Source organism: uncultured Gimesia sp. (genome assembly GCF_963976445.1).
GTDB lineage: Bacteria > Planctomycetota > Planctomycetia > Planctomycetales > Planctomycetaceae > Gimesia.
The window spans coordinates 194325-215567 of the sequence record NZ_CAXBKP010000011.1 but is presented as its reverse complement, the minus strand read 5'-3'; the positions used below and the strand labels follow the sequence as shown (position 1 = coordinate 215567).

At 48.9% G+C, this 21243-nt stretch carries 14 protein-coding genes; 8 read left to right on the top strand and 6 right to left on the bottom strand.

Features of this window, described 5'->3' with window-relative positions; translation table 11 throughout:
* Nucleotides 1-97: 97 nt before the first annotated feature.
* The gene (locus AAC022_RS14495; protein WP_339732001.1) at nt 98-484 is read right to left on the bottom strand and encodes a hypothetical protein; all 387 of its coding nucleotides are present in this window, start codon (nt 482-484) and stop codon (nt 98-100) included.
* A gap of 320 nt (nt 485-804) precedes the next feature.
* Between AAC022_RS14495 and AAC022_RS14490 the strand changes: the two genes are divergently transcribed.
* Both AAC022_RS14490 and AAC022_RS14485 read left to right on the top strand, forming a co-directional pair.
* Nucleotides 805-2421, top strand: coding sequence for an NAD(P)/FAD-dependent oxidoreductase (locus AAC022_RS14490; RefSeq protein WP_339731999.1), 1617 nt, complete (start codon nt 805-807; stop codon nt 2419-2421).
* 427 nt (nt 2422-2848) lie between these two features.
* The gene (locus tag AAC022_RS14485; protein WP_339731998.1) at nt 2849-3943 is read left to right on the top strand and encodes a choloylglycine hydrolase family protein; all 1095 of its coding nucleotides are present in this window, start codon (nt 2849-2851) and stop codon (nt 3941-3943) included.
* A 75-nt stretch (nt 3944-4018) separates the two neighbouring features.
* On the opposite strand, the gene AAC022_RS14480 is transcribed toward AAC022_RS14485, so the two are convergent.
* Nucleotides 4019-5074: a GntR family transcriptional regulator gene (locus AAC022_RS14480; RefSeq protein ID WP_339731996.1), complete on the bottom strand. Its 1056-nt coding sequence runs from the start codon at nt 5072-5074 to the stop codon at nt 4019-4021.
* 131 nt (nt 5075-5205) lie between these two features.
* On the opposite strand from AAC022_RS14480, the gene AAC022_RS14475 reads away from it, so the two are divergent.
* Both AAC022_RS14475 and AAC022_RS14470 read left to right on the top strand, forming a co-directional pair.
* A complete protein-coding gene (locus AAC022_RS14475) occupies nt 5206-6381 on the top strand; it encodes a sialidase family protein (protein ID WP_339731994.1) in 1176 nt (391 codons plus the stop codon).
* 66 nt (nt 6382-6447) lie between these two features.
* Nucleotides 6448-8598 (top strand): FAD-dependent oxidoreductase, encoded by a 2151-nt coding sequence (locus AAC022_RS14470; RefSeq protein ID WP_339731992.1) that lies wholly within the window; start codon nt 6448-6450, stop codon nt 8596-8598.
* 266 nt (nt 8599-8864) lie between these two features.
* On the opposite strand, the gene AAC022_RS14465 is transcribed toward AAC022_RS14470, so the two are convergent.
* A complete protein-coding gene (locus tag AAC022_RS14465; protein WP_339731990.1) occupies nt 8865-9152 on the bottom strand; it encodes a hypothetical protein in 288 nt (95 codons plus the stop codon).
* A gap of 1163 nt (nt 9153-10315) precedes the next feature.
* Here AAC022_RS14465 and AAC022_RS14460 point away from each other — a divergent pair.
* The 4 genes from AAC022_RS14460 to AAC022_RS14445 all read left to right on the top strand — a co-directional run bounded on the left by AAC022_RS14460 (nt 10316) and on the right by AAC022_RS14445 (nt 15498).
* On the top strand, nt 10316-12244 hold the full coding sequence (locus AAC022_RS14460) for a PAS domain-containing sensor histidine kinase (RefSeq protein ID WP_339731989.1): 1929 nt from the start codon (nt 10316-10318) through the stop codon (nt 12242-12244).
* Entirely contained in the window at nt 12232-13719 is a 1488-nt protein-coding gene (locus AAC022_RS14455; RefSeq protein WP_339731988.1) for an ATP-binding protein, read from the top strand. Before AAC022_RS14460 ends, AAC022_RS14455 begins: the two co-directional genes overlap by 13 nt.
* Nucleotides 13720-13805: 86 nt before the next feature.
* A complete protein-coding gene (locus AAC022_RS14450; protein ID WP_339731987.1) occupies nt 13806-15017 on the top strand; it encodes a response regulator in 1212 nt (403 codons plus the stop codon).
* A 67-nt stretch (nt 15018-15084) separates the two neighbouring features.
* Complete coding sequence (locus AAC022_RS14445) at nt 15085-15498, top strand: response regulator (RefSeq protein ID WP_339731986.1); 414 nt, start codon at nt 15085-15087, stop codon at nt 15496-15498.
* Between the two features lie 391 nt (nt 15499-15889).
* On the opposite strand, the gene AAC022_RS14440 is transcribed toward AAC022_RS14445, so the two are convergent.
* The 3 genes from AAC022_RS14440 to AAC022_RS14430 form a co-directional block, all read right to left on the bottom strand.
* The gene (locus AAC022_RS14440) at nt 15890-18478 is read right to left on the bottom strand and encodes a hypothetical protein (protein WP_339731985.1); all 2589 of its coding nucleotides are present in this window, start codon (nt 18476-18478) and stop codon (nt 15890-15892) included.
* A gap of 110 nt (nt 18479-18588) precedes the next feature.
* Nucleotides 18589-19677 (bottom strand): DUF1559 domain-containing protein, encoded by a 1089-nt coding sequence (locus AAC022_RS14435; protein WP_339731983.1) that lies wholly within the window; start codon nt 19675-19677, stop codon nt 18589-18591.
* Nucleotides 19667-20818 (bottom strand): DUF4339 domain-containing protein, encoded by a 1152-nt coding sequence (locus tag AAC022_RS14430; protein ID WP_339731980.1) that lies wholly within the window; start codon nt 20816-20818, stop codon nt 19667-19669. Before AAC022_RS14430 ends, AAC022_RS14435 begins: the two co-directional genes overlap by 11 nt.
* Between the last annotated feature and the right edge of the window lie 425 nt (nt 20819-21243).

Here is a 21243-nt window from a genome sequence, read left to right as displayed (position 1 = left end):
GAGTTCACCCGTTGTTATGATTTGTTGATCGATAATTTAATACAATAGATATGACTGTCAGATCGCCTGGTTAGGAATCTCACATAATATTTTTCAATTAGGGAGAAGAAGCGGAGTCTGTCTTTTCCTCGTCGGATACAGCCTCTTTCTGATCCACTTCCGCTTGACCTTCTTCTTTGGCATTTTTGAGTATGACTCCACCAAAGGTGGCTTTCAGATGGCCGTCCGGCGATTCGAGAATGACAAATTCACTCGCATTCCCATATTGCTCCTTTATTGCCATCATATTGACTCCCCAAGTCACCTTGTAGTCTAAGGATTTGATTTTCTGAATCGCATCCAGAGCATCTTGCCGCGCGGGTTCTTGCAGCCCGGAAGCATAAGTTTCCAGCGTTTCCCAATTCTCAGGTCCCGCTTCGTTGACACGCGCACTAATCGTATAGATGGCCGTCACTATGTCGAGAGCTGCTTCTTCTGGATTCATTGGCGTCGAGGCCTTGGGAGGAGACGCAGATCGACCACAGCCTATAATACAAAACAGTCCCAACAGCAAAATAACTGCAAACCGAAAACGCGCCATTTCCACCCTTAACTTTTCTGAAATGATTTCATTGATGATTGACTACAAACGAAAATCATAACGGGACTCAGAGTGGCTGTACACACAACCTCAATCAACTAAATCAGATTTTCTGACACGCAGCTCATAGATGGTGTTCCACTCACACTGGCACACCGCCAGAATTTTCCCATAATACAACCTGCTCAGAATACTGTCTCACTTTGCGATCGGAAACAAGTTTGATGTACGACTGTGTGATTATTGGAGCAGGGCATAACGGCCTCGTTTGTGCACATCAACTGGCGCAACAGGGTTGGAAGGTCCTCGTTCTGGAACGCCGCGATCTGGTGGGCGGAGCCTGTGTGACAGAAGAACTCTGGCCCGGCTTCAAAGTCTCTACCGCTTCTTATCTGGTAAGCTTGCTCCTGCCGGAAATCGAACAGGAAATGCAACTGGCCCGTCATGGCTATCGCGTGCTGCCACGCAATCCAAGTTCGTTCACACCCCGCGCAGATGGAAAATCACTGCTCCTGGGACCGGACCTCAAGCAGAACCAGGAACAGATTTCCCAGTTTAGTCAGCGCGATGCCGAGCAGTATCCTCGCTATGAAGCGATGCTCCAGAAAATCGCCGAATGCCTCGAACCGGCGTTAATGCAGACGCCCCCCGATCTGCTGCCACTGCCTGCCAGTTGGCGGAATATTGGACTGGGAAAAAAACTCCGCGATACCAAAACCGCATACCACCTGCATCAATCTCTGAAACAACTGGGCGAAACGATCCCCGAAGCCATCGAACTCCTCACCGGGCCGGCTCTGCCAATTCTCAATCGCTGGTTTGAATCCGACATCCTCAAAGCAACACTGGCAACCGACGCCATCATCGGCACTTTCCAGCCTCCGTCTGCGCCAGGCACCGCGTATGTGCTACTACATCATGTGATGGGCTCTGCTGGTGGAGCTCGTGGCGTCTGGGGTTATGTCGAAGGGGGCATGGGCGCATTGAGTCAGGCAATGGCAGCTTCTGCAAAAGAAGCCGGTGTTGAGATCCGAACAGGCGTCTCCGTCGAAGAAATCCTGATTACGAACCAGAAAACAACGGGCGTCAGACTTTCTACCGGCGAAACGATTCAAACCAACTCTGTCGCATCCAATGCCGACGCGCATGTGACATTCGAAAAACTGATCCCCGCAGGCACACTGCCGGAGTCGTTTCAAAACGCCGTTAGCCGGATCGACTATAGTAGTGCCAGCATGAAGATCAACGTCGCCGTCAGCGAGCTTCCCAACTTTACCTGCCTGCCCGGGAATAGCGAACCCGGCCCACAACATCGAAGCACGATTCACATCGGTGCGACCTGCGAAGAAATCGAACGTGCTTACGACGACGCCAAATATGGTAAGCCGTCACAGAAACCGATCATCGAAATGACCATACCCACGGCCGTCGACGGCACGCTGGCTCCCCCCGGACAACATATCCTGTCCCTGTTCGTGCAATACGCGCCTTACCAATTGGCCAGTGGCAACTGGGATGAGATCAAAGAAGACTTCGCCGACCGCTGCATCGCTCGGATTGCTCAATTTGCACCGAATGTTCCCGCATCCGTTTTACATCGTCAGATACTTTCCCCTTTGGATCTGGAACGCACCTTCAGTCTCACTGGTGGCAATATCTTTCAAGGCGCGATGCCCTCCCATCAGTTATACAACATGCGTCCCGTTCCTGGCTGGAGCGATTACCGCACGCCGATTGGCGGGCTCTATCTGTGTGGTAGCGCCGCTCATCCCGGAGGTGGCGTGATGGGTGCCTGCGGTCGCAACGCCGCTCGTGAAATGCTGCGTGATGGAAAACGGTAAGTAGCAGGATACGCACGGGAACGTTCGGACAAATCATCCTGCATTCGACACGGCCTGTACAGAGCGACCCTCTGAAACCCCTCCCTGACGGGACACAGTATTGAGGGTTTTAATTGTGTCGTGCGCGCTATAGTCGCATGAATCAGACTGACCCATATACCCATATCAATGATACGTTACTCCTGTTTCGATGAATGCGTTCCAGCCGTTCTAAACTGAATTGTCGCTACAGAAATTCTCATTTCGAGAGATAACGCGTCTCGCGATTTCCTGACTTAATTTTTCTCTACCGAGATGCCGAAAAAAAAAGAGCTGACTCCATGACTCAACCTCAACGACGCTCACACATCGACACTTCTATTTTTAATTTAGATCAAGTTCGCGGCACGGAACCAGGTTCGCTGCCTACCTACTTTGGAGAACTACTTTGATACGTTTCATTAAATCGATGCTCCTGATGGGAATTATCGCTTCAACCGCACTATGCCCTTCGGCGACTTCCGCTTGTACCGGAATCACCATCAAACCGAAAGATGGCTCAGTCATTTTCGGTCGGACACTCGAATTCGCCCAAGACCTGCACTCAAATATCATTATCGTGCCCAGAAACAAAGAATTCGTTGGAATAGCGCCAAATCAGAAACAAGGGCTTCGCTGGAATTCTCAATACGGCATCGTAGGCATGAACGCGTTTAACTTGCCAATTATTGCAGATGGCATAAATGAAAAAGGACTCCACGTAGGCATCTTTTATTTCCCCGATTACGCCAAATACCAGAATGTCAGCACTCAGGAGATCGCAAAAACCATCAGTCCGATCCAAGTCCCGCTCTACCTCCTGGGCAGCTGTATGACAGTTGATGATGTAGCGAAACAGATCAAACAGATCAAAGTCGGAAATGTGCTCATGGAACAAATGGGGGGAGTCCCACCGTTTCATTACATCGCCAGTGATGCCAGTGGGAAATCAATCGTGCTGGAATACGTGAATGGCAAATTGAATATCCACCAGAATCCGCTGGGCGTATTTACCAACTCACCTACCTTTGATTGGCATATGACCAATCTCGGCAACTACGTGAATCTGTTAACGAACAACATTGCCAAAATTGAAATTGAAGGACAGACAATCACAGGACTCGGCCAGGGAAGCGGCATGCTAGGGTTGCCCGGAGACTTCACGCCACCATCTCGGTTCGTTCGCGCCGTTGCATTTTCGGCCAGCGTCTTTCCCGTTCAAACGGCCCACGAAGGAGTCTTGCAGGTATTCCACGTCCTCAATCAGTTTGACATTCCCAAAGGAGCCGCTCGGGGAGATCAAAACGGAAAAACCACAGCCGACTACACCATGTGGACCGCCGTCTCTGATCTCAAGAATCAACTCTACTATTTCAGAACCTATGATGACAGCACCATCCGTATGGTCAATCTGAATAGTGTCGACCTGAACGCCACCGAAATCAAAATCATCTCCATTCAGGGAGAAGAGCAGATTCTGGACGTCTCGGGGTGTGCGAGATAAAACTCACACCAATCGTTGTTGCCTCTCCCAGGGGCAGCAACGTTTTTTTTTGAGATTCGGCACCCGCTCTTTGATTTACGGAAACGCCAGTTCGACCTTGACGTTATATACCAGGCCTGCGCCTGCTTCTCCCCGCGTCTGCCTCAGCAGCATCTTGCCGATTTCCTGACCGTAGTCTACCGGTGAAAGACACGCCCGAATATGGGGAAATGGGCAGGGAGCATTGTCCCGTGCAAAACGGTCCGCCACCACCAGAGTAGGGCGTTTACTCTTCGCAAGCGACAGTTCCTCGACGGCAGCGGCAATCGCCCGCGCAGCTGGTTCCGAGCGACAAAGTATACCCAGTTTTCCTGTCGAATGTTTCAGCACGTCCAACGCAGAGACCTGAATCGCCCGGTCATCGGCGGGCAGACAGCGCACCGTCAACTGATCAAGGCCGAAGCCCGCCTGGCTCATCTCCCGTTGCACAGAGTCTAATAATAAATGATCGCCGGACGTCACCTGATCGCGCAACACGACCAGCACTCGCTGACATTTCTGTTGTTGCAGCTGTTGAAACAACAGACTGCCAATCTGACTTTGATCTCGGTCAATATGCGCCAACCCGGTAATCGAAGGTTGCAATACGCCGTTCAACACCGTTGGCAAGCCGCTCTCTTCCAGAATGCGTTGCACGCCAACCTGCGCCCGTTGTAAGACGAACCCTTCCGTCTCGCTGGATTTCAATGCCCGGTTGACGATCTCTTCCACATATGCTTCTTCATCCCGGTGAGGTAGAAAATTGAACTGCAGCTCGGCTTCCGGCATCTCTCTTTGAATACCGATCAGTATCCCGTCCGCCAGTAAGCCTTCCCGTTCTAGAAATTTCTGATGCACGACCAGATGCACGCGTTGCAATGCCTGATCCGATCCCTTTGATTCAGCATTGGCAATGAACGTACCCGCACGCTGCTTCCGTACCAGAACCCGCCGCTGTGTCAATAACTGCAAAGCCCGATTTGCCGTCGTACCGCTCACCTGAAACGAACGCGCGGTTTCACTCGTCGTGAAATACGGATCGCCGGGTTTTAATTTTCGCGTTTGAATGTCCGACTGAATACGGTCGGCCAGATCAATAATAGCTGGTTTCATAGACGAACGTCGTTCTGTTGAAAAAATACGTTTTTTGCTTTCATTCTGCTGCCTGTTTCTATAATATTACACCACAGATAATAATATCGCAACAACAATATTATTAAACCACTCATTAGAAAGAACGGAAAATGAGACGAATCCCCCTGTGTTCGGTGATCTTTTTCATACTCTGCCTGTCGACACTCATCACCCCGCAGCAGGTCAGTCAGGCCGGTGACTTCCAGAAAACCACCCTGTTTTCCGCCCGGGACGGCAAGTACCATCACTACCGCATCCCCGGCATCATCGCCACAAAACAGGGAACACTGCTCGCATATTGTGAAGCGCGCATCACGTCCGGCGACTGGGCGAACATCGATATTCTGATGCGCCGCAGCACCGATGGCGGCAAGACCTGGCTGCCCGTGCAAATGATTCATGACGCGAAAGAAGAAACCGTCAACAACGTCGTCGCCTTCTCGGATGAACAGACAGGCCAGGTGCATCTGCTTTACTGCGAAAACTACGGCCGCTGTTTTTATATCGACAGCAAAGACGACGGGCAGACATTCAGTAAACCCGTAGAAATCACCAGCGTCTTCGAACAATTCCGCAAGGAATACGACTGGAACGTGATCGCAGCCGGTCCCGGACATGGCATTCAAATGCAAAACGGGCGACTGCTGGTACCCGTCTGGCTTTCGACCGGCGGCAAGAAACATCGTCCTTCCTGCGTTGCGACCATCTTCAGCGACGATCACGGTAAAACCTGGCAACGCGGCGATATTATCGTCAAGCAGGGAGACCAAGTCGCCGGTGAAACCATTGTGAATCCCAGCGAAACCGTCGCCGTCCAACTCTTCAATAACAAAGTCCTCGTCAACATGCGAACAGAATCGAAGCCGCATCGCCGCCTGATCGCCGTCAGCGACAATGGTGCCACCAACTGGACCAACAAACATTTTGACGAACAGTTGCTCGAACCGGTCTGCATGGCCAGCATTCTCAGAGTCCACGCGACTAAATCGCAACCGAAAAACGCCATCATCTTCGCTAACCCCGATAACCTCGAAAATAAAACCAAACGCCGAAAGCCAAACCGAGACCGCAAGAACCTGACGCTGCAGGTCAGCTTTGATGACTGTCAATCCTGGGTCAGCAAACAGGTACTGGAACCCGGCATCAGTGGTTACAGCGATCTGGCATCGCTGCCCGACGGTTCGATTTTCTGTTTTTACGAAGATGGCGGCTTTAAAAATAACGGCTACGACACAACCGCCTTGACAATCGCCCGATTTCCATTGAAATGGATCTTGAAAGATTGACTTTTTGATTATCCTGCAAGAGTCCCTCCTTACTGTTTTGCGCCTCGAATTAAATGAGATCCTGCCATGCCTCGTTACCTCTTCATCATTCTCTCCCTCGTCGGTGGTCTTCTCTTTTCGGCGCATCATCTGCACGCAGCCGAACCAGACCACAATGTTGACATCTGCATTTACGGCGGCACCTCGGGAGGCGTCGTTGCAGCCGTCAAAGCGGCGCAGCTGGGGAAACAGGCGATTCTGATCGAACCTGGTCAACATCTGGGCGGCATGAGTTCGGGCGGCCTCAGCTATTCCGACATGGGCAAAGCCGCCACCGTCGCCGGTATGGCCCGCGAGTTTTACGAACGGATCGGTAAAAAATACAACAAGCCCCTCGAAACCCAACTTGAACCGCACGTTGCCGAACAGGTCTTTGAAGAAATGATCAAAGAGGCCGGCGTGACCGTCATCAAAGGAGAACCGCTGCAGAAAGTTCTCAAAAAAGGGCCTACGATTATTAAACTGATCACCGAAAAAGGAACCCGCGTCGCCGCGAAGATGTTTATCGACACCACCTATGAAGGTGATCTGCTCGCCGCTGCCGGCGTCTCTTATTCGCTGACCCGCGAAGCCAATTCCCAATACAACGAAACCTTGAACGGCATTCAGCTCTATGAAATCCCACAAGTCGAGTTCGGAAAAGTCAACAAAATCGGCCGCCGCAAAGACCGCCGCGGCCTGTGGGACCGCGCGATTCCTCTCGACCCGTATCGCATTCCGGGGAACCCCGAAAGCGGCCTGCTGCCACTGATTGATGCAGGAGAACTGGGAACCATCGGAGAAGCCGCACCTGGCGTGCAGGCTTACTGCTTCCGTCTGTGTGTCACTGACCAACCAGAGAACCGGATTCCCATCGCACCACCCGCAAATTACGATCCGGCCCGCTATGAGATTGTTGCCCGTTACATCGCCGCCTGTGAAAAAGCGGGCGACGAGATGGACCTCCGCTGGTTCACCAAACACGATGCACTCCCCAACGGCAAATTCGATTTCAACACGGCCTACTTCGGCCTGAACTTTGCCGGCGGCAATAAAAACTACAGCGAAGCATCTCACGCCGAGCGTCAGAAGATCATTAAAGCACACGAAAACTACGCCCGTGGCCTGTACCATTTTCTGAAGACCGACGACCGCGTACCCCAAAAAGTGCGTGAGCAAGTCAGCAAATACGGACTCTGCAAAGACGAATTCAAAGACAACGGCGGTTGGCCACATCAACTTTATATCCGCGAATCGCGTCGCATGATTTCCGACCTCGTCATGACCGAACATCACTGTCGGCACAAAGAGGTCGCTCCCAAATCGGTCGGTCTGGCATCCTACGGTATCGACATTCACGAAATTCGCCGCATCGCTCATAAAGGAGTGATGGTCCGCGAAGGAAAACTGCTCGGTCACACCGGCACCCGCGGTCCTTATCCCATCGGCTTTGACGCCATCGTTCCTAAAGCGTCCGAATGTGACAACCTGCTGGTCACGTTTGCCATCTCGGCCAGCCACGTCGCGTTCGGCTCCACCCGCATGGAACCAGTGCTGATGATCCTCAGCCAGTCCGCCGCGACCGCCGCCAGTCAGGCCATTGATGCCGGCTGTAATATTCAGAATGTGAACTACCAGCGTCTCCGCACACAACTGCTGGCCGACGGACAACTGCTCGACTGGCCTTCTCCCGTCAAAAAAGGGCAGTCTGGCGTACGTGTCATTACCAACGCCGACCAGTTGCCCGGAATTGTCCTCGACGATTCCGAAGCGAAATTCACCGGCGACTGGAGCGAGAGCAACGGTCAGTCCTCGCCGATCGGCAAGAGCTATTCGCACGACAAAAACAAAGACCGCGGTAAGAAGTCGGCCCATTTTACTCCCAACATCAAGCAGTCCGGCGACTACGAAGTCCGTCTGCTTTACACCTGGCATCCAAACCGTGCCAGCAATGTTCCCGTCACCATTAACAGTGCCGACGGGGAGAAAACCGTGACCGTCAACCAGCGAAAGCCGGCTTTGATCAAACAGGTCCCCGTCTCTCTGGGCATGTTTCGTTTTGAGTCCGGCCAGCCGGCATCCATTTCGATTTCCAATACGGGAGCCAACGGCTATGTCGTCGTCGATGGTCTGCAACTGCTGCCGGTAAACCTGGCGAAGGAAGAACGCGCGGGAAAACGAACATCCGGTTATCCATAACAATAGTGCACTCTGATCACTTCCCGCTGAAAAGATTTCTCTTGACGCCAACCCGCGGTTCGCCATGATCACCTCTCATGTGTGTCGCGCGCGTGAGCATTACAGATTCAGTTGAAGAACGAGAAGTACTGCGAATATCAGCACTATAAAAAGCCCTTGTTTCAGCGAGATTTGCCAAAACACTACTCACGTGCACCTCAGTTATCGACCCACTTCGCCGCACTTCACCCCGGCCTCGACATTCATCACCACCACTTCGAGACATATCAACACTCCTTCGTCGCTTGATAATTTCCATTTCCCCTTGCCTCACCCACGCCCCCGCAGAGAATCAAAATCACAACCAATAGTGAAATGATTCCCGATGCAAAAAAGAGGTCGAGGCAGCCCCATGTGTCCGCCCGCAGAACAGCGTCCCATTCCTGAACGATCCAGAATAAATGCACGCCCCAAAACTGAGCGGCTCGGCGTCCGCCGCCGTTAGCAAACCAACGGCAAACAAATCCTACCAGATAGCCCCGTACCCCACGCAGATGAACACTCCGCAGTAACAAGGAAACGAATTCCTGACCGCAACTGAGCCTGATACTCTACCGGAATATCCAATTGCTTCAGAAAGAATGAACACTGTCATCCGTTTTGTTTTGTGCTGGAAAATATCGTTCCCCCAGCCAAAACGAGTGTTTTACCTCATCCCAGATCTTAATAAACGTAGCAAATCAACCCTCAAATCAACGCGATCCCTTAGGACTGAACCAGCTTGGTTAAGTCTTTAGCACTCAGTTGTTATCGCGATGAATGAAGCATAATAGCCCGCTTTGAAGGGTTGAGGGATTACTCTTAATTCCGATCAACTGAACTAAACCAGACGGCAGTCTCCGCAATTGGCACCTAGAGCTGTTTACGGCTTCGTGCGATCCTGAGTGAGAAGTACAAACCAAATCGATTCACTTTCGAAGAGTCAATCAGTTTATAAGCAGCATGAAAGAATGTTGGGAGTAATCAATTGAGAACCCTCAATCTAATTCGAGATAAAAACTCAAAACTACTTTTAGTTCTTGGTTTCTTGTGGTCCATCGCGCTTCTCGGTGGGTTCACGTTGATCGCCTGGTATTCAAACAATGCTGGAGAAAAGAGTTCTCCGCCTCGTTCTTTATCAAGAATAATGCCGAGTTCCTTCAATAATACCCAGTATCAATTATTCATGTTTATTCATCCCAAGTGTCCTTGTTCTCGGTCAAGCATTCGGGAATTAGAACGTCTCATATCACGTTGTCCAAAATCCATAACGTCTACATTTTTCTGTTACCTTCCATCAGACAAAACAATTCAGTGGTCAAAAACTGACATCATGGGGAGTGCTCAATCAATCCCCCATTCGAAAACGATCTATGACATCGATGGGACATGGGCCAAAAATTTTGATGCGAAAACGTCTGGTCATGTTCTGTTATACGACACGAATCGCACACTGGTTTTTAGTGGTGGTATTACAGCAGGGCGTGGGCATGAGGGCGAGAGTATTGGCAGAACATGGATTACGAAGGTTGTGAGAAACAAGAGCAAAGAAAGCTATGAATGCCCCGTTTTTGGCTGTCCAATTTTTAAGTAATTAAACCTCCCGAAAATTAGACCAGTAACTAATATGAGTGAGACATCAATCACAACGAGCTCTCAAATCGAAGAACGAGGTAAATCGCTCTTTGCCGAGCAATATTTGAACCTCTGTAAAGAGACTGATTATCTCTTTGCAAAGTTCTTAGTGATTCAGTGGCTTGCAGCAATCTTAGTCGCGACCTTTATTTCTCCGCGCACCTGGATCGGAGTCACTCCCTATGTGCATTTTCATGTTTGGCTGGCCACTCTATTTGGAGGAATCGTTATCTCGCTTCCTCTACTGCTTGTTTACCTGCGACCTGGTCAATTCTCAACGAGAATCGCCATTGCCATCTCTCAAATGCTCTATGCTGCGCTGATCATCCACCTGTCGGGGGGGCGAATTGAAACCCACTTTTATATTTTTGGATCCCTGGCTTTTTTAGCGTGCTACAGAGACTGGAAGGTGATCGTCGTGGCAACGGCCGTTGTTGCGATTGATCATTTCGTGCGAGGAGTCTGGTGGCCTCTATCAGCTTTTGGAACCAGTACAGAAAGTCCGCTTCGATGGATCGAGCATGCTGGCTGGGTCATTTTTGAAGACATCTTCCTGATTCGTATTTCGCTTCGAGGAATCCAGGAACATAAAAGTCTTTGTCAAAGACAAGCTGATCTCGAGTTAGTAAATACAAAAATCAATGAAGAGGTTCATCAACAGATCGCACGATACACAGAGGCGAATGCACGTTTGGACATGGAGATTCTTGAAAAAAGTCAAGTTGAGCAGGAATTAAAAGAACGTGAATATACGTTAAGAAAAATCATGTCATCAACAATAGACCCCATGATCACGACGAATTCGAATGGAATTGTTCAGGAGGCGAGTCTATCGACATACGACGTCCTGGGGTGGATGCCAGAAGAATTGATTGGAAATGACATTTCATTAATCATTCCCGATACCTTTCAGAAGCAACATCATGAGGCCATGTCCCGCGCCAAGGGGGGGAGCGCTTTAGAATTATCAAATCAATTGAGAGAAGTAACCGCGCTTCGTAAAGATGGCACAACAATACCGATTGAAATACTCATCTGGAAGACAATGATTCCGGGTAAGAATGACCCGCTCTTTACAGGAATTATCCGTGATATTTCCCTTCGCAAGGAAGCAGAAGAAAAACATGAAGCGATGTATGCTCAGTTACTGGATACCACTCGACAAGCAGGGATGGCGGAAGTCGCGACAGGGGTCCTGCACAATGTGGGAAACGTACTTAATAGCGTGAATGTGTCTGTCAATCTGATTGAAGATAAACTGAAGGCAAGCCAGGTGAAAGGATTAACAAAAGTATCTGAACTGATCCAATCCCATGGAGAAGATCTGGGAGAGTTTATATCCCAAGATGCAAAGGGTAAGCATTTACCAGAATACATCACCAAATTATCTCATTATCTTGTGGATAAAAATGAGTCCATCTCGGTAGAACTTTCAGAGCTCTCCTCGAATATTGGACACATCAAAGAAATTGTCACAATGCAGCAATCTTACGCGAAAGTCTCTGGTTCTGCTGAGATCATCGATGTCTCTGAAATTCTTGGCAATGCTTTAAAAACAAATGACTCTAGTCTCTGTCGACATCGAGTGAATGTAATTTGTGAATACGACGATGTTCCCCAGATCAATTCTGACAGACATAAATTGATGCAAATTCTAGTGAATCTGATCAGTAACGCGAAACAGGCATTATATGACGTTCGTGAGAAAGAACGGAAATTAATTCTTCGACTGAGTTCTGTGGAACAGGAACACGTCAAAATAGAAGTCGAAGATAACGGTATTGGAATTTTAGAAGAAGATTTGCCGAAGATTTTCCAGCATGGGTTTACCACAAAAGATAGTGGGCACGGCTTTGGCTTGCATAGCAGTGCTCTGGCTGCCAAGGAACTGGGTGGATCTCTTACCGTTTTTAGTAAGGGGGAAGGGCAGGGAGCTCGTTTCACAGTAATATTGCCACTCAAAACTGAAGAGGAACCTGTATGTCTACATTAACAGACACATCGAAAGCAGTTGTTACAGATGTGACAAAATATAAAATCCTGGTAATTGATGACAATGCCGCCATCCACAATGATTTCAGAAAGATCTTTTCGAAAAATGAAGAGCTTTCAGAGTTGGATGATCTTGCGTCTGTCTTGTTTGATGACGCCAAACCAAGCCAGAACGATACGATTTTGTATGAATTGGATTCTGCCTATCAGGGTGAAGAAGGATATGAAAAGGTCCTGAAAGCCCAAAAAGAAAAGAACCCCTACACTTTAGCATTTGTCGACATGCGGATGCCTCCAGGTTGGGATGGATTGCAAACGATTGAGAAAATCTGGGAAGCGGACCCAGACTTACACATCATTATTTGTACTGCCTACGCTGACTATTCCTGGAAGGAAATATTTGAACGATTAGGGCAAAGTGACCGATTACTCATTCTGAAAAAGCCGTTTGATAACGCGGAACTCTGTCAAATGGCAGCTGCCATGTGTGAAAAAAGACGTCTGTTTGGGCAAGTCCAATTGCGCATGGAGGAGATGGAAGAGGTTATTTTGGATCGGACCAAAGAACTTCAACTCGTCGTTCAGGAAAAAGACCGTGATGCATGCGAATTAAAACAAACGCTCCAGGAACTTCGGCAAGCTCAGGCAACGTTATTGCATGTCGATAAACTGGCATCTGTGGGTCAACTCGCAGCCGGCATTGCACATGAAATCAATACTCCGGTTCAATTCGTGGGTGATAACATCCGGGCATGCTCTGAAATGTTCGAGGATGCAATGGAAATCCTCGCTGCTTATCAAATATTGATTGCAGACCTCGAAAAAGAAGGACTCTATCTAGAGCAAATTGAGAGCATCCATGACACAGAATCGAAATTCGATCTCGATTACATCAAGGAAGAAGTTCCTCTCGCATCTTCACAAAGTTTAGATGGGGTGGAACGGGTTCGAACCATCGTCAAAGCGATGAAAGATTTTTCTCACGGAGGAGGAGTTTTGGATCAGCCAATTGCCTTTGATCTCAATACTGCAATCGAGAGCACTCTGACAGTCGCTCGTAATGAAATAAAATATGTATCAAATGTCGAAACTGATTTTGGAAATATCCCCACCTTGCGAGGATATCCCAATGAATTGAATCAGGTCTTTCTCAATCTTTTTGTCAATGCGGCACACGCGATTGAAGCAAAACAGGTTCAAGAATTGGGAACCGTTAAGGTTCAGACCGCAGTGGAAGGGAAATATGTGGTCATATCAATCAGTGATACCGGTTGTGGTATGCCTGAAGAGGTGAAAAAGAAAATATTCGACCCGTTTTTTACTACAAAAGAAGTTGGTAAAGGAACCGGGCAAGGTCTAGCCATCACTCACAATATTGTCGTTGAAAAGCATGGGGGACGAATTGAAGTGGATTCGATTGAAGGTGAGGGGACAACTTTTCGGATTTACTTAGCACTCGACGAATCAGAATCATGACTGACATCTAAGCTTGACCGGGGGCAGATGGGAGCCCTTCTTCACACCCTCGATCTTTACTCGGAATTTATATAAGGAAGCTGATTATGTGTCTGCCTCGTATTTTATTTGTAGACGACGAGCCAAATGTACTGGATGGGATTCGCAGAATGCTGCATCGCAAGCGGAAGGAGTGGGAAATCCACTTCGCCCCCAGTGCTGCGGAAGCATTGTTACTCTTTGAACAAGCTCCGTTTGATGTCGTTGTCTCGGATATGCGCATGCCGCAAATGGATGGCGCAGAGCTATTAAATCGAATTGCAGCCAGCTATCCAGACACAGTCCGCATGATTCTTTCCGGGCAATCAGACAAAGAAGCCATCCTGCGTGCGATTCCTGTGACACATCAGTATATTTCAAAACCGTGTGATGCAAACATTTTGCAAAATCAAATTCATCGTTCCATTTGTTTACGAAAACGCGTAGACCATAAACTGGTGCGTCGTGCAGTATCACAGATTACTCGATTGCCAAGTCTACCAGACCTGTATCAGAAAATATGTGATATTGCGAGATCGGAAAACGCAGGAATCAAAGATGCGATTGATGTAATTCAACAAGATGCAGCAATGTCTGCCAAGGTATTGCAACTCGTCAATTCATCGTACTTTGGGATTGCACGCGAGATCTCCAGTATTTCTCAGGCAATTTCCTTATTAGGCATGGAGACTTTAAAATCGCTTGTACTCTCCATCGGGATTTTTGATGACCATCCACCAGTCAATCTTGCTGACTTTTCTCTCAAGAAACTCATGAATCATTCTGTTGCCTGCGGCACCCTGGCCAAGAAAATCGCGTACAGTGAAACGGGGGACTCCGACCTCGCAGAGCATGCTTTTACCGCAGGGCTACTGCATGATTTGGGAAAACTGTTACTAGCCACGGAACTCCCGAAGTTAGTCATAAAAACGATCAAAGTCACCAAAACAGATATGATCACATTTTCCGAAGCAGAACTCTTGTCTGAAGGGTTTTCGCATGCTGACGTTAGTGGTTATCTGATCGGATTATGGAAACTCCCCATGCCTGTCGTCGAAGCGGTCACATTCCACCATTCACCCCAAATGCTGCTGTCGGAAACATTGACACCAGCGCTGGCGGTCTATGCAGCAAACATCATCGTTCAGGAACAAACACCTGGAGAAAGTGGGAATCCTATCGTGCCGACGTTCGACCAGGATCTAATAGAGAAACTGGAGCTCACGACTAAAATCGATCAGTGGCGACAGTTATCTCCCGTTGAAGAAACGGTCAGCTGAGACCTTGATCTTAACAAACGATGTCTTCATTTTATCAACAATCTGAAACAATTAAGGGATATTCAAAATGAAAAGTAGTCAATCAGAAAAAATTCTATTTGTCGATGATGACAGATTAATTCTGGAGGCAGTCCGTCGTCAATTCCGTAAAATTTTTGATGTCACCTTAGCTGAGGGTCCTGACAAAGGATTAGAGAAGATAAATAGTGAGGGACCATTTGCAGTCATTGTTTCTGATCGTTGCATGCCCGGAATGGATGGAATTGAGTTCTTTTCAAAGGTCTGCAAAATCAGTCCTGATTCTTCTAGAATTATGATGACAGGCGACGACGAGTGTGAGGCCGCCGTAAATGCAGTCAATGAAGGACAAATCTTCCGGTTTCTCACAAAACCATGTACACGAGAACTGATCCAATCAACCATCGAAGCGGGGCTGGAGAAATATCGCCTGGTAACGTCTCAGAAAACACTGCAGACATAGACATTACAAGACAGCATTCGCGTACTATCCGAAATGCTCTCGTTAGTCACCGCAGATACATTCGGGCATTCAGAACGCATTCTAAAATCACTCAACAAAAACCAGGCATGATCATTAATCAGGATGTCAAAACACTCGACGGTTCAGTACTCCTCGTCAAGAAAGGACAGGAACCGGAAAAATCCAGTCTGGTAGTTGTCCCATCACGCCCACATAGTGCATTCCAATCTTGGCTTGCTGAATAAATCCGACTTGACGCCTGCCCGCCGTTAGCGAACCAACGGCAAACAAATCCTACCAGATAGCACCAGCCCCACGCAGATGAACACTCCGCAGTAAAACCGGAAGGGACTGATGTGTGCAAATTGACATTGCCTAAAAAAGTGTCAGTTCATTTTTTCAGTTTGACTCTGATGAAATAGAAGGCCACGCATCCAACCAGCATGATATTCAGAACCATGACAATCAGGATCGTGTAATTGGATTCTGCAGCGGGAACTGTTTTTCTGAGATCGTTGGCTAATCTTGGGTTGTAGGTAAAAGGAGGGAGTATCACCACTGCCAGGTCTTTTTGAAACTCGTCCAGACTGAGCTGGTTGTCATGGTCCAGATCTAACTGTTTAAATTCATTTTCTGTATTCAACAAAACGGTTTCGTACGGAATGCCCTCGCCGGGTTTGATAACATTTTTGGTCGCGATGAAAATCTCATCAAAGGACAGACCTTGATCCTGGTTACGATCTAACTCTTTAAACACAATTTCCCGGGGTGCTTTGACCAGATCTATCTGCAGGAAAAACTCCTGTTTATCGAGCCGTTGGTTGTGATCCCGATCAAGCAGAGTGAAGTAGTCAAAGATGAGGGAGCGGCCCGTCAGTCCCGTGCCTCTGTAGAACTCACTCACCGAGAGGGCGCCGTCATGGTCTCTATCTTTTCGCTCTACATGCCATTTTATTACAGGATTGGTGATCGGAGTATTCAGGTATTCATATAATGTGAGCACGCCGTCTCCGTCCCGGTCAAAGGCCGGGATCAGATAGGGAGCCAGGTCCCGGTGGAAGCCGGCATCATTCGCCAGTTCACCAGAGTCGAGTCGGGCGTCGAAATTTTTGTCAATCCGTTTGAAATAGTAGACCGGGTCGATCCAGCAGTGCTTTGTCGTCTTCCATTCTTCGAGACTTAACTGCTGATCCTTGTTCTGGTCAGCCTGCTTTAAAATCTGCTGTCCGTCTTTGTACTTGGACTTGAGTTCGCTCGCACTCAGCCGTCTGTTGCGGTTTAGATCCAGATGGCAGAACAACATCCAGTTCACAACGCGGCCTCCAGGTTCCCGCAGCAGCTGCCTATCCGGGGTCCGTACACCGTAAGCGATTTCCAGCATCAGCCGCATTTCATTCTGGGTAATCTGACCATTCCGGTCCCGGTCCCAATTGATTTTAGATGCGAATGCCAGTTCGGGAATGGTCACTATGGACTGAGCGTCCCTAAACTCATCCACACTGCACTGGCCGTCGGCGTTATGGTCCCATTTTTTGAAATGCTGCGTCAAAACGCTCAGAAGCACCTGCACATGATCGGTAACCGGATCTGGGACCAGACGCTGAGCCAGGGGGACGGCGGGCACACTGAGGTAGTCGCCATACTCCAGCAGTTGGTTTTGATTCTGGTCGTAGAGCAGAAAGTCCCGCCGGCCAATCTGTTGATGTTCAGGCTTGAGCGTCGCCAGATATTCCGTCTGATCCAGTACGCCATCATTGTTTTTATCTGCCCGATCAAACTGCTTGCGTGGTGTTTTGGCATTGGTGTTGAAGAAAAACTCCCGCTGATCAAGCCGCTGGTTGTGATTCCGATCAAGCAAAGTGAAGTAGTCAAAGATAAGAGCGCGAGCCGATAGTCCAATACCCCAGTCTAACTCGTCCACCGAGAGGGTGCCGTCATTGTTTTTATCTTTTCGCTCTACATGCCATTTCACAACAGGGTTGGTGATCGGCGTATTCAGGTATTCATATAATGTGAGCACGCCGTCTCCGTCCCGGTCAAAGGCCGGGATCAGATAGGGAGCCAGGTCCCGGTGGAAGCCGGCATCATTCGCCAGTTCACCAGAGTCGAGTCGGGCGTCGAAATTTTTGTCAATCCGTTTGAAATAGTAGACCGGGTCGATCCAGCAGTGCTTTGTCGTCTTCCATTCTTCGAGACTTAACTGCTGATCCTTGTTCTGGTCGGCCTGCTTCAAGAGTTCCTGAAGCAGCTGCGCATCTTTGATTCGGGGCTTGAGTTCCGCCGCACTCAACTGGCTGTTGTGGTCAAGATCCAGGTGACGGAATAGCATCCAGTTCACAACGCGGCCCCCAGGTTCCCGCAGCAGCTGGCCATCCAAGGTCCGCACACCGTACGCAATTTCCAACAGAAGCTGCATCTCCTGCTGGGAAATCTGTTCATTCTGATCTCGGTCCCAGTCGGTAAAGGATATGAGTGCCAGTCCAGGGATGGTTGCTGTGAACCGGGCCTCCTGAAACTCCTGCGCGCTGAACTGGTCGTCGGCGTTGCGGTCCGAAACCTTGACACGTTGTTGTAGAGCGTTCAGAAGCTGCTGCACCCGATCCGTAACCGGGTCTGGGACCAGACGCTCGTCCAGGGGGACGGCGGGAGCACTGAGGTATTCGCCATACTCCAGCAGCTGGTTTTGATTCTGGTCGAAGAGTAGAAAGTCTCGTCCGCCAATTTTTTGGTGTTCGGGCTTGAGCGTCTTGAGATACTCAGCCTCGTCCAGCACACCATCTTTATTTGTATCTACCCGATCAAACTGCTTGCGGGCTTTGGAACGGATTGCTTTCTGGATCTCCGGTTTTTGGGGTTTTTCCTTATCCGGTTCATTTTGCGCGAAAAGGGAATCGGTGAAAAATGACGCAATCAGCATCAGCAAAACAATAACACGGAATAAACGGGAGGAGATCATCGCTGGCGGAAAGGTGAGTGGCATAAGCTTCGTTTCTCATATCAAATGTTGTGTTCTATTTTTACACCAACAAGCAAGAGCATCAAAATTCAAATGGTATGGTCCGTCGTCGAGTCCTCGCATCCCTGAAATATTTATTGCGCTAACGGCGAACCATCCAAAACTTGCCCCTGAGGGCTCATGAGCGCTGCATAAACTTTTCCATCAATATTTTCAGAGAGAAACTGGAAGTGACCGTCACAGTATCCTGCATTAACGCCACCGCTGTGGAATGAGTTGGGAAAGGGAGCGCTCCCTTCAGGCTGCGTCAGGCCTCCGTTGATCGCACTCGTACCGGAATTTGCGAGATTATAATCGACATTTCCATCAGAGCAGCTCCCATTTCGACAGGGGTATCCGATATAAAAACTGGTCAGATAAGGATTGGGAGAGGCCCAGTTGGATTGCGATCGGGTGGGATTATAACCTGTGCGAATATTTTCAGAAATCAGAATCGTATTGGAAGAACCATCGGTGAGACCAGCCATGGTATGATGGCGTTTCGCACGAATTTCTCCTTTCCAGGTTTCGTTAAAAAAGAGTCCCATTTGAAAAAACAGTTCGCGATCAGACGGCGTTCCATCCCCACTCGTCGAGGAGTTACAGGTAATCCCGTTTCCGTTCAGGTCCAGCTTTCCACTCTTGGGACCAATCGGGCAATCGTGAATGCCGCCGATGAGAGCAGAAAAGCCGACACCACTGTTGACGACGTAAGATAGATTCCCCTGTCCGGGGACGACGCTGATATCGCTGGTACACGTTAAGACGGGAATATGTGTTTCTGCTAAAGGGGCATTTAGAGGGTCCAGATAATGTTTATCGAAATCCCATTGATTATAGAGATTCGATTGATCGATGTAGGGGAGGATCTCTACAACCCAATTGCGAAAGGAACCAACGGTACCCGGCGTTCCATCACCATAATACCCACAGGCAGGAAACCGATTGGCACTGTCGGTCGCTTGTATAATTCCAAGGCCCACATTGCGCATGTTGTTTAAGCATTGCAGTTGGCGGGCAGAGTTACGTGCTGACTGAACAGCCGGCAACGCCAGTGCAATCAAAATACTGATCACCGCAGTGACGACCAGCAGTTCGATAATCGTATAACCATTCCTCTGGCGAAATGTTTTTTTAAGCGGAGCAATCGTAACGATATCAGCTAAACGACATTTATACTTCATCTGCTTGAGACTCCAGCCACCAGGCGGCAAAATAGGTCAGAACCGCGATAAAAATCACAACATCCACAAAATACATCCAGTAGGAAAACGCAGAGCATTCTCCCATGAGCGGGAAGACCAGTTTTACTTCAGTCGGTTTTTGCGAAGGAAAAATCATGTTCTGTTGCTCCGACCAGTTTAACAGAAAAAACACGGTGATACTCGCGGTTACCATGGCGGCACCGAGTTTGTATCCAAGACGCAAATAAGGTGAAGCGATATAGGCGAGTAACGGTCCCAGGATGGCGATTAACAGAAAAGAGCAGGCGGAATAGACAAGAAACAGCAGTGGTGAGGTTTCGCCGATCAGCGGAAAGTAGAGTTTTCCCTGTCCCATCCAACTGACAAACCCATAGATGCCGGCACTGGCACACAGAACCAAAGCACAGGCAAACATCAGCTTACGAACGACAGGAGATTCCAGAAATGAAAGGCTCACGGCGGGTACCAACTGCCGGGGAGGAGGAATCTCTTCCTGCTTGGGGGTGCGTGCGTCAACACGCTTAACAGCTGCATTTACCGTCGACGCCCAAGTCTCTTCTGAAAACGCACCAGTCGGAACATCACCGTTCGCATCAGCGGCCGTCTCTTCAATCGAAATCTCATCAAGAGGGGGCGCTTCCAGCAGAGAGTCAGTTTGTAAATCAGAGTCAACAGCAGAACGATCTGCCATGGGGCGACTGAGATTGACATCGATCTCGCGATGGGGATCGACCGGAACCGGGGGAATCTTGCTATTCCTTAATGAAAGCAGACGCCTGAGCCATCCCGGTTTATCTGCATCCTGATTCGGAAGACTCGTCTCGGCTTCTGGATCAGTTTCATTAGTATCAGCCAGAAAAGAATCCAGGTCGACTTCATCAGCTAACTCAGCATCTGACTCAGAAACCGAACTCTCAACAGGAGGCAGAGTCGCCGGATCCCGCCGCGCCATGTGAAACAAACCAACGATGGCATCAGCGCGCTGCCATTCGTTTAGATAATGCGGACGAACAGGCGTCTCGGGTGATAACTTGTCCTCGCGTACCATTTCAACCAGATCACGAAATGCATAAGGCCCTCGTTCCTGATCATCCTGTTTGTAGTACCAGTCACTCGCCATCTTCTGTATCTATCCACTTGAACTAAAAAGTGATCGTATCGTAAGCTTCTGATCTAAATTGATCCTTCTTCCTTTGAACACAGACAAGACCATGTCATTGTACACAAACAGTGAACACAATATCCAGATAGAAATACAAAAGTCGAGAACCGTGGTGAGTTTCTGCTGCGGTCCTGGAATCGAATCCAAAATTAATTCAAGAGAGTGCATCCTGCTCACTTCCTGACGCCTTTTTAACTCATCCTACTGAAATATTCCGACTTGACGCCTGCCCGCCGTTCGCCATGATTCTCCCTCATGTGTGTCGCGCGCGAGAACACTACTGGTTCAGCTGAAGAACAGGAAGCACTGCAAATACCAGCACTACAAAAGTCCCTCGTTTCAGCAAGATTCAATAAAAGTTGAGTCAAAAACCTGATCCGTAT